The 14,596-nt window shown below is 43.5% G+C and carries 15 protein-coding genes; 11 read left to right on the plus strand and 4 right to left on the minus strand.

What is annotated here, in order from left to right; genetic code table 11:
* The first annotated feature begins 7 nt into the window (after positions 1-7).
* From BFN00_RS10190 to BFN00_RS10205, 4 genes are all read left to right on the plus strand, one after another.
* Entirely contained in the window at positions 8-1,267 is a 1,260-nt protein-coding gene (locus tag BFN00_RS10190; RefSeq protein WP_039901981.1) for a D-amino acid dehydrogenase, read from the plus strand.
* Positions 1,268-1,301: 34 nt separating this feature from the next.
* Positions 1,302-2,414, plus strand: coding sequence for an alanine racemase (gene alr / locus BFN00_RS10195; protein WP_071851474.1), 1,113 nt, complete (start codon positions 1,302-1,304; stop codon positions 2,412-2,414).
* 48 nt (positions 2,415-2,462) lie between these two features.
* Positions 2,463-2,828: a RidA family protein gene (locus BFN00_RS10200; protein WP_005104825.1), complete on the plus strand. Its 366-nt coding sequence runs from the start codon at positions 2,463-2,465 to the stop codon at positions 2,826-2,828.
* A 179-nt stretch (positions 2,829-3,007) separates the two neighbouring features.
* Entirely contained in the window at positions 3,008-4,435 is a 1,428-nt protein-coding gene (locus BFN00_RS10205; RefSeq protein WP_071851476.1) for an amino acid permease, read from the plus strand.
* A 115-nt stretch (positions 4,436-4,550) separates the two neighbouring features.
* Here BFN00_RS10205 and BFN00_RS10210 read toward each other — a convergent pair whose 3' ends face one another.
* Positions 4,551-5,522, minus strand: a complete 972-nt coding sequence (locus BFN00_RS10210; RefSeq protein ID WP_071851478.1) for a hypothetical protein — start codon at positions 5,520-5,522, stop codon at positions 4,551-4,553.
* A gap of 102 nt (positions 5,523-5,624) precedes the next feature.
* Between BFN00_RS10210 and BFN00_RS10215 the strand changes: the two genes are divergently transcribed.
* Both BFN00_RS10215 and BFN00_RS10220 read left to right on the plus strand, forming a co-directional pair.
* Positions 5,625-5,927: a transposase family protein gene (locus BFN00_RS10215; RefSeq protein ID WP_171260786.1), complete on the plus strand. Its 303-nt coding sequence runs from the start codon at positions 5,625-5,627 to the stop codon at positions 5,925-5,927.
* A complete protein-coding gene (locus BFN00_RS10220; protein WP_071851482.1) occupies positions 5,875-6,345 on the plus strand; it encodes an IS5/IS1182 family transposase in 471 nt (156 codons plus the stop codon). Before BFN00_RS10215 ends, BFN00_RS10220 begins: the two co-directional genes overlap by 53 nt.
* Here BFN00_RS10220 and BFN00_RS10225 read toward each other — a convergent pair.
* From BFN00_RS10225 to BFN00_RS10235, 3 genes are all read right to left on the minus strand, one after another.
* Positions 6,304-6,594, minus strand: coding sequence for a hypothetical protein (locus tag BFN00_RS10225; RefSeq protein WP_071851484.1), 291 nt, complete (start codon positions 6,592-6,594; stop codon positions 6,304-6,306). The genes BFN00_RS10220 and BFN00_RS10225 overlap by 42 nt on opposite strands.
* Positions 6,595-6,943: 349 nt before the next feature.
* Entirely contained in the window at positions 6,944-7,396 is a 453-nt protein-coding gene (locus BFN00_RS10230) for a CopD family protein (protein ID WP_004279237.1), read from the minus strand.
* 23 nt (positions 7,397-7,419) lie between these two features.
* Entirely contained in the window at positions 7,420-8,649 is a 1,230-nt protein-coding gene (locus BFN00_RS10235) for a beta-ketoacyl synthase N-terminal-like domain-containing protein (RefSeq protein WP_071851486.1), read from the minus strand.
* 272 nt (positions 8,650-8,921) lie between these two features.
* Between BFN00_RS10235 and BFN00_RS10240 the strand changes: the two genes are divergently transcribed.
* The 5 genes from BFN00_RS10240 to BFN00_RS10260 form a co-directional block, all read left to right on the plus strand.
* Positions 8,922-10,406 (plus strand): EcsC family protein, encoded by a 1,485-nt coding sequence (locus BFN00_RS10240; protein ID WP_071851488.1) that lies wholly within the window; start codon positions 8,922-8,924, stop codon positions 10,404-10,406.
* 156 nt (positions 10,407-10,562) lie between these two features.
* Positions 10,563-10,937: a 30S ribosomal protein S12 gene (rpsL, locus tag BFN00_RS10245; RefSeq protein WP_002050319.1), complete on the plus strand. Its 375-nt coding sequence runs from the start codon at positions 10,563-10,565 to the stop codon at positions 10,935-10,937.
* Positions 10,938-11,117: 180 nt separating this feature from the next.
* Complete coding sequence (gene rpsG / locus BFN00_RS10250; protein ID WP_004279240.1) at positions 11,118-11,588, plus strand: 30S ribosomal protein S7; 471 nt, start codon at positions 11,118-11,120, stop codon at positions 11,586-11,588.
* A 128-nt stretch (positions 11,589-11,716) separates the two neighbouring features.
* A complete protein-coding gene (gene fusA, locus BFN00_RS10255) occupies positions 11,717-13,852 on the plus strand; it encodes an elongation factor G (RefSeq protein ID WP_071851492.1) in 2,136 nt (711 codons plus the stop codon).
* 92 nt (positions 13,853-13,944) lie between these two features.
* Positions 13,945-14,596 (plus strand): GTP-binding protein (locus tag BFN00_RS10260; RefSeq protein ID WP_143115424.1); only part of this gene is annotated, 652 nt, incomplete at its 3' end.

Here is a 14,596-nt window from a genome sequence, read left to right on the forward strand (position 1 = left end):
TAAGGTAATGCGCGTATTAGTTTTGGGTAGTGGTGTGATTGGTGTGGCAAGCGCTTACTATCTGGCGCAGCAGGGAGCAACTGTGACTGTGCTGGATCGTCAGGCAGGTCCGGCGCAAGAAACCAGCTTCGGTAATGCCGGGCAGATTTCTCCAGGATACTCGACCCCTTGGGCTGCACCAGGTATTCCGTTTAAGGCAGTCAAATGGATGTTTCAGCATCATGCACCGTTGGCGATTAATGTCGATGGCAGCTTGTGGCAATTGCAGTGGATGGCACAAATGCTGAAAAACTGTAATGCGCAGCATTATGCAGTCAATAAAGAACGGATGGTGCGTGTGGCTGAATATAGCCGTGACTGTTTGCGTAATTTGCGCCGTGATATTGGCATCTCTTATGAAAACCGCGCGAAAGGTACTTTGCAGATTTTCCGTAAAGATGCGCAGCTGGATGCGGTGCAGCGCGATATTGAAGTTCTGAAAGAAACCGGAGTTGAATTTGAACTACTGGACCGCGATGGATTGGCGCGTGTAGAACCGGCATTGGCACAGGCAAAAGACAAACTGGTAGGCGGTCTGCATTTACCCAATGATGAAACAGGTGACTGCTATCTGTTTACCAATGCCCTGGCAGAACATGCCAAAGGGATGGGTGTAGAGTTTAAGTTCAATCAAAACGTTGAAAAGCTGATTGTAGAAGGTGACCAGATCAAAGGTGTTCTGGTGAATGGTCAGGTGCTCACGGCAGATAAATATGTGCTGGCCTTTGGTAGTTATTCACGTGATTTCCTCAAACCGCTTGAACTGAATTTACCGGTCTATCCGGTGAAAGGTTATTCACTGACCATTCCGATTTTAGATCCGGCCTATGCACCACAATCTACAGTACTGGATGAAACCTATAAAATTGCGATTACCCGTTTCGACCAGCGCATTCGCGTAGGGGGAATGGCTGAACTGAGCGGTTTTAATCTGGGATTAAATGAAGACCGTCGCGGCACGCTGGAAATGGTGACCCGTGATTTATTCCCGGGGGGTGACATGAATCAGGCCAGCTTCTGGACAGGCCTGCGTCCAATGACCCCGGACAGTACGCCAATTATTGGGAAAACCCGTTTTAAAAACCTGTTCCTGAATACTGGACATGGCACGCTGGGCTGGACCATGGCCTGCGGTTCAGGGAAATTAATCAGCGATCTGGTCTTGGCCCGTGATCCTGAAATCAGCACCGAAGGTCTGTCATTGGCGCGCTATCACCAGGCGGCCTAAGACCATCTGAGGCGGAATATTCAAGGAGGAATGTATGCCACGTCCCATTACTGCGATCATTCATCAGCAGGCGCTTGCGCATAATTTAAGTGTGGCGCGCCAATGTATGCCCAATAGTCAGGTATTTGCCGTGGTCAAGGCTAATGCCTATGGGCACGGGATTGAACGGGTCTATGCTGCACTTCAAGGTGCAGACGGTTTTGCTTTTCTGGATATTGAAGAGGGCACGCGCCTACGTGCGCTGGGATGCAAGAAGCCGCTGCTGTTGCTCGAAGGTATTTTCGCTCTCGCGGATTTATTTGAATGTGCGAAGCATGAAATGAGCTTTGCCATTCATTCCCGGCATCAAGTGCAATGGCTAAAACAGTTTGCCGAAATAGCGCCGGATGCACAGTTTGATGTGTACTTGAAAATGAACAGCGGCATGAACCGTCTGGGTTTCGAGCCACAGCAATATGCAGAAATCTGGCAGGAGCTGCACCAGCTAAATAATGTCCGTTCAATCACGCATATGACCCATTTCTCTGATGCGGATGGTGAGCGTTTTGGACAGGACGGGATTCAGCATCAAAACCTGATTTTTAGCCAGACCATTCAGGGACTTGAGGGTAAAACCTCACTCAGCAATAGTGCAGCCATTCTGCGGCATCATCAAACCCTTCATTCCGATATTGTACGTAGCGGCATCATGCTGTATGGCAGTTCACCAGATTATCCAACACACACGATTCAAGACTGGAATCTGCAACCGAGCATGAGCTTACGCAGTGAAATTATCGCCATTCAAATGATCCAGTCAGGTCAGAGCATTGGCTATGGTTCCAAATTTATTGCCACGCAGGAAATGCGGATCGGGATTGTGGCCTGTGGTTATGCGGATGGTTATCAACGACTATCGGCGACGGGTACGCCTGTGCTGGTCGATTCAATGAAAACACAGACATTGGGTCGAATCAGTATGGATATGCTGGCTGTAGATCTGACTGCACTGCCGCAGGCGAATGTGGGTAGTGAAGTGGCGCTTTGGGGGCAATCTTCCCAAGGTGCACTTTTGCCAATTGATGAAGTGGCGGCTAGCTCAGGCACCATCGGCTATGAGCTGATGTGTGCGGTGACCGCTCGGGTTCATTTCCAGATTGACGCTTAAATTTTTAATTTAAATTTTATTTAAATATCCCAAACAAGGAAGATCAACATGACACAGGACAATACAGCCATTCAGCGACTCAACAGCAATCAAATCATGAGTGCGGTGACGATTCATCATCAAACCGTCTATCTGTCAGGTCAGGTGCCGAATAGCACGGATATGGATGTACGCGGCCAAACACTGGAAGTCTTTGCAAAAATTGAGGAATTGCTTGCATTGGCCAATACTGATAAAAGCCAGCTGCTTTCTGCACAACTGTTCGTGAAAAATCTGGATGATTTTCAAACTGTGAATCAGCTTTGGGTGGAATGGTTACAAGGTCATGGCACGCCGGCACGTGCCACGATTCAGGCAGATTTGGTTAATCCGGACTGGCTGATTGAAATTGCAGTCATTGCAGCTCAAGCTTAATTTAATTTTTAATGTTGAAATCTCCCCTGCAATAATTCAGCTGGTTTGAGGGTAGTAAACCTCACTGAACAGTCGAGTAAAAAGCAGTAAAAAGTATGGAAATGTCATAATAAGCGTTCGAGGACTGAACGTTGTAAATTCAGCTTGATGCTGTTGTAAAGATTAAAAAGGATGTAAAAATGAAAACCACCCCGGGCACAGAAGACGTAAAATCGTCGCCGCATGAGTTGCAACGAAAACTCTCTAACCGACATTTGCAGTTAATCGCCATTGGTGGCTGTATCGGTACTGGCCTGTTTATGGGATCGGGAAAAACCATCTCCCTGGCAGGTCCTTCAATTTTGATCATTTATATGATCATTGGTGGCATGTTCTTCTTCCTGATGCGTGCGTTGGGTGAAATGCTGCTGTCCAATCTGCATTACAAATCCTTTATTGATATGGCCCATGACCTGATCGGGCCGGGTGCTGGCTATTATATTGGTTGGTCATACTGGCTGGGTTGGGTGCTGGTAGGGATTGCCGATCTCGCGGCGATTATTAACTACTTGAGTTTCTGGCTGCCCGAAGGCATGGCTTTTACCCCGATTGGGCAGGCGATGATTAGTGTGGGTTGTGTGCTGTTTATTCTCGCGATTAACCTAGTGACGGTCAAACTGTTTGGTGAGATTGAATTCTGGTTTGCACTAATCAAGATTTTAGCCATCCTTGGTTTGATCTTTGTCGGTGGCTATATGGTGTTTAGCGGTTTTCAGGCACCGAGTGGCGCTGTCGCCAGCTTTAGTAATGTCTGGGCACATGGTGGCTTATTTCCCAAAGGCTTTACCGGTTTTCTAGCAGGTTTCCAGATTGCCATGTTTGCCTTTGTCGGGGTGGAACTGCTCGGCACGATGGCGGCAGAAACCAAAGATCCGGAAAAGAATTTACCCAAAGCGGTCAACGCCATTCCTACGCGGATCATTCTGTTTTATGTATTGTCATTGCTGATGATCATGTCGGTCACGCCATGGCATCTGATTCCTGCGGATCAAAGCCCATTTGTGAGTTTGTTCCTGTATGCCGGTATTCCAACTTCAGCCATTATCATGAACCTAGTGGTATTGTCGTCAGTGATGTCCTCTATGAACAGTGGCGTATTCTCGACCAGTCGTATGTTGTTTGGTTTGGCACGTGATGGACAGGCGCCTCAAGCTTTGGCGCGGTTATCTAGTCGGGCAGTACCAGCCACAGGGTTATTTTTCTCCTGTGCTTTTATTATGTTGGGGGCAGCATTTCAGTATTTTGTGCCAAACACCATGGAAGCCTTTACTCTGGCGAGTTCGCTGTGTGTGATCCTGTTTATTAGTATCTGGAGCATCATTATGGTGTGCTACATCCGTTACCGTAAGCAGCAACCGCAAAAGCATGCCGCCTCGACCTTTAAAATGCCGGGTGGAGTGTGGATGTCTTATGTGGTATTGACATTCCTGTTATTCGCCTTGATTATTTTAAGTCTGGAACCCGATACCTTAAAGGCTCTGATGATCAGTCCTTTATGGTTAATTATTCTGGCAGTGACCTATCGTTTGCTGTATAAGCCGCGTATGCGTCAGCGTGGTAATCCTTAAATATTCAGACATAAAAAAATCCCCGACTGATCGGGGATTTTTTTATTGTAAGCAGAATAATTTGTGAATCATCCTTCCTCTATTTTCTAAAAAAGCCAAATCATCATTCAGATAATTAAAGTTGAGGAACACAGCGCTGATAAAATTTACTTTGATTGGATGTATATTCGAAATAAATTAAACAGGTATAAATACATAGAATAAATAATGCAAGCCTTGCTACTGGCGAAACAAACAAAGATGATAAAAGGATGATGAGCAAACACGGGATTATCCATACCAATACACGTTTCTTTTTTTGTTTTACAACGACTTGAATTTCCTGATTTGACATTGGTTTAGTCTGATTTTTCCACAATTCGATTTTTATTGGCTCATTGCTAAACTTAAGTTGTCGGTATTCACTATAAGCGGACTGTAAGGCATCATGCTTCATAAAAAAATCCGAATATGAGGCAAAAATATAATTTTCGATCTGCTCTAAACTTGGTGATGCTGTGCTAACACTAAAATCCTGATTCAAATCTTGAAAGACAAGCTGAAAATTTCCAGCGTATTCATTGCGGATAAAATGAATCGATAACATGGATTCTGGATAAAAATAACTTGGGTGCAGTAGATAATTTTCATGCCGTTGCCACAGTGGGTGTTTGTGGAAATTATGGGTGAAAATTGGCAATTCGTCAGGGTTGGGATGATAAGCACGTATTTGTAAAATAAGAGCTAAATCAGGTGTAAGGCACACTTCAACTGATTGACCTACAAGTTGTTCAAGTTTAACTTCTATGGGTTGTAAAATTAAGAAATCGGGATAGCGAATATTAAAAGTCTTTTTATGGGTTTCATTTTTTAAATCATAAAATTTAAGTTCAATATTAAGCTGCTTTAATTTGGGATCATATTTTGAAACTTTGGTGATCTTGCCAAATGTCTTGAGGTATTGGTCGGAATATTGTTTTCGTGTTTTTCGAGCATATAGCCATAGATACAAACCCTCTATTTCATTTAATAGATCTCTTTCATAAATCAAAAAATGATCTTCTTTTTGGTTAATATTTACACTCCAGATTTCTTGGCATTCGTGCATAATCTGCGGATGAAATATATCGATTCAAACAAGCTTTCTGATCCTCAGTTCAAGCGATACACGGGCATCTCATGGTCAACTTTTTATTTGATGGTTGAGCAATTGAAGAAACATGTCCCTGCCAAAGGCAGACCGCCCAAGTTAAGCCTGGAGGATCAGGTTCTGCTCTGCCTGAGCTATTGGCGGGAATACCGAACCTTATTTCACGTTGCGACGAGTTACGGGGTTTCAGAGCCCACAGCCTCAAGAATTGTCCGTCATGTTGAAGACTGCCTGATTCGATCCAATCTGTTTAATTTACCCAAAGATTTACCCGAGGGCGAAGGCATCGACTGGAATGTTGTGATCGTGGATGCCACAGAAATTCCAATCCAAAGGCCTAAAAAAACAGAAGAAAAGCTATAGCGGCAAGAAAAAGACCCATACCTTTAAAGTACAGGCCATGATTCACTACAAGACTCAGCAAATTCTGAGTTTATGTACCAGTCGCGGTGCAGTGCATGATTTCGAGTTGTTCAAACGCAATTTAAACCAGATTCCTTCAGGAGCCTTTGTTCTTGCGGATAAAGGTTATCAGGGGATTTATACTTTGTATCCCAATAGCCTGTTGCCTTTAAAAGCCAAAAGACGCTGTAAATTGGATCCTGAACTAAAAATCTATAATCAGGAAATCAATAAAAGAAGAATAGGGGTTGAGCATGTATTTGGCAGTCTAAAAACTTTTAAGATCCTTGCGGAACGTTATCGCAATAGAGCTAAAAGACTTGGTTTGAGATTTAGTTTAATCGCTGGAATTTATAACTTGGAGCTGAGTAAAAAATGATTTATGAAAGAGGTCTAATGTAAACAGCCCAAGAAAAAGTACAGAAATAGTCAGTTGTGGATTATTAGAATTCCATACAAGATAAATCGCGCCAATAGCAAAAATCCAATGAAAGCGAGCTTTTATTTTTTGATGAAGCTTAAGCTTTGGGCCATGCAATTTTTTAAAGTTTTTCACAGCATCTGAATATAATTTTTGAGCTTCAGGTGTTGAGGCTGTTTTAATTTCTGCGGATGAAAAGTTCTGCATAATTGACCTTTTATTTTTCATGATCTTGTTTTTGTGTTAGCTAAAGGAAAGAGTCCGTTCAGAAATATCCAGATTACTCTTTTTTTGTTGTGTACATGAGTCTGATTTCATTTTTATAGTATTTTGATTTTTAAGATATTATATTAAAAATTGAATAAAAATAAAGTAATCAAGTTTTCAAAATACAGGTAATTTTCTCAAAAAGAGGAAGAGTTATGTATAGTGCAGTCATTTCCAAGACACAAACTTTCTGAATTGAATCTTAAAACGGACAGCTGTGTGCAGATTTAAATATTCAGACATAAAAAAATCCCCGACTGATCGGGGATTTTTTTATTGTGCAGGTGAATTAGAAAGTAGGTTTAACCACGACTAAAATCACCACTGCAAATAAGATCAGGGTTGGCATCTCATTAAAATAACGCCAAAACTTGTGTGACTTGTAATGTGCATTATCAATCAGCTTCTTGCGGTAATAACCACACACCAGATGGTAAATCACCAATAAACCGACCAGGCCGACTTTAAGGTAAAACCATAAGGCTTCATGATAGTGACGCGTTGCATCACCCCAGTCGACCAGAAAGTGCGCCGTAATCAAGGTAGCCAACATGGCTGGCCACATGATGCCACGGTACAGCTTACGTTCCATGACTTCAAAGCGTTGATGACTGACGGCATCTTCGCTCATGGCATGATAAACATACAGCCGTGGCAAGTAGAACAAAGCCGCGAACCAGCAAACCACTGCAATAATATGTAATGCTTTTACCCACAAGAAAGCATCAGAAGGAGCATCCATCAAGTCACCCTAAACTGGGCAGCTTAGCCTTCCCATTTTTTGAAAATGAGACAAGCATTTACGCCGCCGAAACCGAAACTGTTACTCATCACAGTATTCAATTTTGCGTCACGTTTTTCAAGCACGATATCAAACGGTTTCGCGCCTTCATCCAGCTCGGTCACGTTGATGTTTGGAGCAATAAAGTCATTCTGCATCATCAGAACTGAATAAATCGCTTCCTGAACACCAGCAGCACCAAGACTGTGACCTGTCATTGACTTGGTTGAGCTGAGTGGAGGAACCTGACCTTCACCAAAAGCACGTTCCATTGCTTTAAGTTCTGTGATGTCGCCCGCTGGAGTAGAAGTACCATGTGTATTTACATAGTCAATTTTATCGACACCGTGTTGCTTTGCTTCTTCTAAAGCCATCAGTACGCAACGTGTTGCACCTTCACCAGATGGTGCAACCATATCAGCACCATCACTGTTTGCAGCATAACCAACCACTTCAGCTAAGATATTTGCGCCACGCGCTTGCGCATGTTCCAAAGACTCAAGGATCACAAAACCACCACCACCGGCAATCACGAAACCGTCACGGTCTGCAGAATAAGGGCGTGATGCTGTTTCAGGGCTGTCATTGTATTTAGAGCAAAGTGCGCCCATCGCATCAAACAACAAGCTTTGTGACCAGTGATCTTCTTCACCGCCACCTGCCAGCATTAAATCTTGTTTACCGAGTTGAATCAGGTTGTAGGCATAACCAATCGCATCGGCAGAGGTTGCACATGCGCTGGTAATGGTATGCGCCACACCTTGTAATTTGAATGCAACGCCAACGTTAGCCGTAATGGTGTTGGTCATATTACGTGGTACAAAGAAAGGACCGACTTTACGTGCACCTTTGGTTTGCAATAATTCGTTCATTTCAATAACGGAAGCAGTTGAACCGCCACCTGAACCACCCGCAATACCATAGCGTGGGTTGCCAGCTAGATCTTCAACTTTTAAACCGGCATTTTCAACTGCAGCAAGAGCTGAGTTATATGCATACATCGCACATACGCCCATAAAGCGTTTCAGTTTGCGGTCGATCCCGTCGAAATCCTGCTCGGCTGCAGCACTGACATGACTTTTGAAATTGAGTTCAGCATAAGTCGGATTAAAACGTGTTCCTGAAATCCCGTTTTGTAAAGAATGGTTTACATCCTCTAATGTATTACCAATACACGAGTTAATACCCATGCCAGTGATGACAACACGTTTCATCTACAGATCCTTATAGTTTGCTCTATGCTCAGCGCAGATATCTGGGTTTTAAAATCGCCCAATCCAGCGCTTAGCCTTATTTCATGATGGGGAACATGATAGCAGAAAGACTTTTGAAATCTTATGGCAAATGTTATGCCGTGTGACAGTCGGTTGAGTTTGTGAGTCGGCATGTAGGGGTTTTACTAAATGAAACAGAATAAAGTTGAGATAAACGTTGACTACACCTAGTATTTATACCAAATACAAGCACATGAATGCTGAGGTAAAAAATGGTAAATGCTAATAATAAACAATCTAATGGTCTGATTTCGAATGCCTTTGGAGTGGCGAAAAAGTTCAGTTCAACTGGATTGGATTTATTGAATCATGTTGCGCCGGATTCGGTGACTAAAGCGCTGAAGCCTTCCAGCTCCGATCAGGTGATTGACGGTTCGGCGAAGACGAAAAGCGCTTTTTCAGCTAAAAAATATGACAATCCTCAGCAAATGCTTCGTGAGCATCTTCCAAATGTGTCTCGTCAACTTCTCGGGCGCCGCTTTAATACCGTGAATAATGTCGCGCATTTTGTTTCTCCAGACTTAACCGAAAAAGTGTCTAACTACTTTTATGACCGTCTCAATCAATTCAGTAATCAAACCAGTTCGGTTGATGCCATTCTGAATGAAGCGGGAGCGAAAGATTTAGAGGAACTCACTCAGGACGTCGATCGATCCAAGCGAATTTCACAGGCTTTAGGTGAACAAAACAAATGGATTGCAACGGTGCAGGGTGCAGTAAGTGGTGCTTCAGGGATGCTTGGTACTGCCATTGATATTCCAGCCTCTTTGCTCATGGCATTGCGTACCATCTATCAAGTCGGTCGCTCTTATGGTTTTGACCTGAGTAAAGAAGATGATCAGGAAATCGTTCAGCATATCTTTAGACAGATTGACCTGAGCCTGATTGCGGAAAAACAGACCTTATTATTAGGTTTAAAAGCTTTAAGTAATACACTTAAAACTCATGATATCTCGCAGTTACAAGCCATGCTAGGTTCTGATAATGATGTCAGCGCCATCAAGCAATGGTTAAGTCGTCATGAGGGAGAGGCTAAATGGGAATGGATGAATCATCTGCCAAAAATTTCGATTCTGGAGCGATTAACCAAACTGACGCCTCTGGCGAGTGCTGGTATTGGCGCTGTATATAGCCATCGTTTTGTCGAGGATGTAAATCAGAAAGCTCAGGAAGCATTCTCGCATGCACGTCAATACCTGATTCAGCATCAGGATTCGCAATTGTCTCCTTATGCTGCCTATGAAAAAGCAGCCAGTTTGTTACAACAGGCAACTCCGAAACTCCTAAATGGTGCCTCTCACGAAGTTGAGCTTTCGAAAGATAAGCCGATCATGGATAAAGATATTGCGATTGAAGGCAATAACACGATTACCCAAGTCAAGCTGGTCAAAAAAGAGCAGAATGATCTAAGCTCTGAAGAAGCAGAAGTGAAGAAAGATGAAAAGGTGAGTAAAGGGCTGGAGGCACTCAACGATGAGTTGGTTGAACCTGCGGTAGATAAGCAGTCGCAACAACCGGCTTTATCCAAAACTTCATTTGATCCGGAAATCGAAGCTGAACTGCATCCAGAAGCTGCTGACGAGGCGGAAGCTGCTACAGAGACTTCACAGCAGGGTGCAGAGGATCAAGAAAACTCGGAAACTAAATCTGAAGCTCAAGACGTGACCAAAAAAGCTGGTAAAAATTCAAAAAAATAAGCGAATTTTGAAGGTAAATAAAAGCAAGTAAATGTCGTGAGAAACGGCATTTGCTTGGCTTGAGTAGGTTGACCAATTTTGCATCTTGAATTACAATTGCATGCCCTCAAAAAGTAGTAGTTTTTTGGGGCTTTTTATTAACGGGAGAATTGCCAAATGGCAACAACAAATCAGTTGATCCGCAAGGGTCGTACGACTTTAGTTGAAAAATCTAAAGTTCCTGCGTTGAAGGCTTGTCCACAGCGCCGTGGTGTTTGTACACGTGTTTACACAACTACACCTAAAAAACCTAACTCAGCAATGCGTAAAGTTTGCCGTGTTCGCTTAACTTCAGGTTTCGAAGTTTCTAGCTACATCGGTGGTGAAGGCCATAACCTACAAGAGCACAGTGTTGTTCTTATCCGTGGTGGTCGTGTTAAAGACTTACCAGGTGTACGTTACCATACCGTTCGTGGTTCTTTAGACTGTGCTGGTGTTAAAGATCGTAACCAGTCTCGTTCTAAATACGGTACTAAACGTCCTAAGAAATAATTCGTTAAGAATTAAATTTTAAGAACGTAGAACCGCAATCCTTTATCGTCTCGCTTGTCTGATTTCTGCATTAATTTTGTGAAAATTCCAAGCGACGTATAGTAAGGCCAGCGAGTAGTACATGACACTTTGTACTCATGCTGGATAAACCTGAAGTGTCATCTTTATAGGTAGTTTAAAATGCCAAGACGTCGCGTAGTCGCTGCTCGTGAAATCCTTCCGGATCCTAAGTTCAGCAGCCAAACAATCGCTAAATTCATGAACCACGTAATGCAAGATGGTAAAAAATCTATTGCTGAAAGTATCGTTTACGGTGCTTTAGACCGCGTTCAAGAAAAATCTAAAGTAGACCCAGTTGAATTTTTCGAGACTACTCTTGAAAAAGTTCGTCCTATGGTCGAAGTAAAAGCACGCCGTGTTGGTGGTGCTACATACCAAGTTCCTATGGAAGTACGCCCATCCCGTCGTACTGCTCTAGCGATGCGTTGGTTAGTAGATGCTGCTGCTAAGCGTTCTGAAAAAACTATGGCTTTACGTCTTGCTGGCGAGTTGCTTGATGCATCTGAAGGCAAAGGCGCTGCGGTTAAGAAACGTGAAGATGTGCACCGTATGGCTGAAGCCAACAAAGCATTCTCTCACTACCGTTTCTAAGCAGATAAAACAGGCCCTATTCAGGAGGGTGATAAGACCGTCATGGTTCTGTCACCAAAGCGCTTTAAGTTGCTATGCAGCTTAAAGCGTCCTGTTTTAAACAACAAAATTTAGGAATGCAAGAAATCATGGCACGTCAAACCCCAATTTCTCGTTACCGTAATATTGGTATTTCTGCGCACATTGATGCTGGTAAAACCACGACTACAGAACGTATTTTGTTCTACACAGGTGTATCTCACAAAATCGGTGAAGTGCATGATGGTGCAGCAACAATGGACTGGATGGAACAGGAGCAGGAACGTGGTATTACCATTACTTCTGCTGCGACAACTACATTCTGGTCAGGTATGTCTAAGCAATTCCCTGAACACCGTATCAACGTAATTGATACCCCGGGACACGTTGACTTCACGATCGAAGTTGAGCGTTCTATGCGTGTTCTTGACGGTGCATGTATGGTTTACTGTGCTGTAGGTGGTGTTCAGCCGCAGTCAGAAACTGTATGGCGTCAAGCGAACAAATACCAAGTACCTCGTTTAGCATTCGTGAACAAGATGGACCGTACAGGTGCAAACTTCTTCCGTGTTGTTGAGCAAATGAAAACTCGTTTAGGCGCTTCTCCAGTGCCAATCGTTGTACCAATCGGCGCTGAAGAAAACTTCCAAGGCGTTATCGACTTAATCGAAATGAAAGCGATCATTTGGGATGAAGCATCTCAAGGTATGCAGTTCGAATATGGCGAGATTCCAGCTGAGCTAGTTGATACTGCTACTGAATGGCGTACTAACATGGTGGAAGCGGCTGCAGAAGCTTCTGAAGAACTCATGGACAAGTACTTGGAAGAAGGCGATCTTTCTAAAGAAGATATCATTGCTGGTCTACGTGTCCAAACTTTGGCTTGTCAAATTCAACCGATGCTTTGTGGTACAGCATTCAAAAACAAAGGTGTTCAACGTATGTTGGATGCTGTAATTGAATTCTTGCCGTCGCCTACAGAAGTTAAAGCGATCGAAGGTGTTCTTGACGATAAAGCTGAAACTAAAGCGATTCGTGAAGCATCTGACGAAGCTCCGTTCTCCGCACTTGCGTTCAAAATTATGAACGACAAGTTCGTGGGTAACTTGACATTCGTACGTGTTTATTCTGGTGTACTTAAACAAGGTGACTCTGTTTATAACCCAGTGAAAGCTAAGCGTGAACGTATCGGCCGTATCGTGCAAATGCACGCGAACGATCGTCAAGACGTTGAAGAAATTCGTGCGGGTGACATCGCGGCATGTGTAGGTCTTAAAGATGTAACTACAGGTGATACACTTTGTGATGAGAAAAATGTCATCACACTTGAGCGTATGGAATTCCCAGAGCCAGTAATTGCATTGGCTGTTGAACCAAAAACTAAAGCTGACCAAGAAAAAATGTCAATCGCTTTAGGGCGTTTAGCTAAGGAAGATCCATCATTCCGCGTTCGTACAGACGAAGAATCAGGTCAAACGATTATTGCTGGTATGGGTGAGCTTCACCTTGACATCATTGTTGACCGTATGAAGCGTGAATTCGGTGTTGAAGCTAACATTGGTAAGCCAATGGTTTCTTACCGTGAAACGATCAAAAAGTCTGTTGAGCAAGAAGGTAAATTCGTACGTCAAACAGGTGGTAAGGGTAAATTCGGTCACGTATATGTACGTTTAGAACCGATGGATCCTGAGTCTGAAAAAGATTACGAATTCGTTGAAGAAGTTGTAGGTGGTGTTGTACCTAAAGAATTCTTCGGCGCGGTTGACAAAGGTATTCAAGAACGTATGAAGAATGGCGTTTTGGCTGGCTACCCAGTAGTTGGCATTAAAGCGACATTGTTTGATGGTTCTTACCATGACGTCGACTCTGACGAATTGTCGTTCAAAATGGCGGGTTCTTATGCCTTCCGTGATGGTTTCATGAAAGCGGATCCTATCCTTCTTGAACCGATCATGAAAGTTGAAGTAGAAACTCCAGAAGACTACATGGGCGATATCATGGGTGACTTAAACCGTCGTCGTGGTATGGTTCAGGGTATGGACGATCTTCCTGGTGGTACTAAAGCCATTCGTGCTGAAGTTCCATTGGCTGAGATGTTTGGTTACGCAACTTCTATGCGTTCTATGTCTCAAGGTCGTGCGACTTATTCTATGGAATTTGCTAAATATGCTGAAACTCCACGTAACGTGGCTGAAGGCATCATTTCTAAGTTCCAATCTGGCGGTAAAAAAGGTGACGACGAGTAATCTTTCGATTACTATAAGCCCAAACTAATTCATAGTTAAACCCAAGTGCTCATGCAGTGATCCTGCATGAGTAGTTTAAAAAGGAAGATCTCATGGCTAAGGCTAAGTTTGAACGTAATAAGCCACACGTTAACGTGGGCACAATTGGTCACGTTGACCATGGTAAAACAACTTTAACAGCTGCAATTGCAACTGTATGTGCGAAGAAATTCGGTGGCGAAGCGAAAGACTACGCTGCAATCGACTCTGCACCAGAAGAAAAAGCACGTGGTATTACAATTAATACTTCACACGTAGAATACGATTCTCCAACTCGTCACTACGCTCACGTAGACTGCCCGGGTCACGCCGATTATGTTAAAAACATGATTACTGGTGCTGCTCAGATGGACGGCGCGATCCTTGTGTGTGCTGCGACTGATGGTCCTATGCCACAGACTCGTGAACACATCCTGCTTTCTCGTCAGGTAGGTGTACCTTACATCGTTGTATTCTTGAACAAATGCGACCTTGTAGACGACGAAGAGCTTCTTGAGCTAGTTGAAATGGAAGTTCGTGAACTTCTTTCTACTTACGACTTCCCGGGTGATGACACTCCAGTAATTCGTGGTTCTGCTCTTCTTGCGCTTAACGGTGATGACAGCCAATACGGCGAGCCAGCGGTAGTTGCGCTTGTTGAAGCACTTGACTCTTACATTCCAGAGCCAGAGCGTGCAATTGACCTTCCATTCCTTATGCCAATTG

It is taken from the genome of Acinetobacter sp. AR2-3, from assembly GCF_001878775.1.
GTDB classification, from domain to species: domain Bacteria; phylum Pseudomonadota; class Gammaproteobacteria; order Pseudomonadales; family Moraxellaceae; genus Acinetobacter; species Acinetobacter lwoffii_D.

Excerpts from the sequence above, each read along its gene's own strand:
- BFN00_RS10190 (WP_039901981.1), top strand. The coding sequence starts at position 8 with ATGCGCGTATTAGTTTTGGGTAGTGGTGTGATTGGTGTGGCAAGCGCT.
- alr (WP_071851474.1), top strand. The coding sequence starts at position 1,302 with ATGCCACGTCCCATTACTGCGATCATTCATCAGCAGGCGCTTGCGCAT.
- BFN00_RS10200 (WP_005104825.1), top strand. The coding sequence starts at position 2,463 with ATGACACAGGACAATACAGCCATTCAGCGACTCAACAGCAATCAAATC.
- BFN00_RS10205 (WP_071851476.1), top strand. The coding sequence starts at position 3,008 with ATGAAAACCACCCCGGGCACAGAAGACGTAAAATCGTCGCCGCATGAG.
- BFN00_RS10210 (WP_071851478.1), bottom strand. The coding sequence starts at position 5,522 with ATGCACGAATGCCAAGAAATCTGGAGTGTAAATATTAACCAAAAAGAA.
- BFN00_RS10220 (WP_071851482.1), top strand. The coding sequence starts at position 5,875 with ATGCCACAGAAATTCCAATCCAAAGGCCTAAAAAAACAGAAGAAAAGC.
- BFN00_RS10225 (WP_071851484.1), bottom strand. The coding sequence starts at position 6,594 with ATGCAGAACTTTTCATCCGCAGAAATTAAAACAGCCTCAACACCTGAA.
- BFN00_RS10230 (WP_004279237.1), bottom strand. The coding sequence starts at position 7,396 with ATGGATGCTCCTTCTGATGCTTTCTTGTGGGTAAAAGCATTACATATT.
- BFN00_RS10235 (WP_071851486.1), bottom strand. The coding sequence starts at position 8,649 with ATGAAACGTGTTGTCATCACTGGCATGGGTATTAACTCGTGTATTGGT.
- BFN00_RS10240 (WP_071851488.1), top strand. The coding sequence starts at position 8,922 with ATGGTAAATGCTAATAATAAACAATCTAATGGTCTGATTTCGAATGCC.
- rpsL (WP_002050319.1), top strand. The coding sequence starts at position 10,563 with ATGGCAACAACAAATCAGTTGATCCGCAAGGGTCGTACGACTTTAGTT.
- rpsG (WP_004279240.1), top strand. The coding sequence starts at position 11,118 with ATGCCAAGACGTCGCGTAGTCGCTGCTCGTGAAATCCTTCCGGATCCT.
- fusA (WP_071851492.1), top strand. The coding sequence starts at position 11,717 with ATGGCACGTCAAACCCCAATTTCTCGTTACCGTAATATTGGTATTTCT.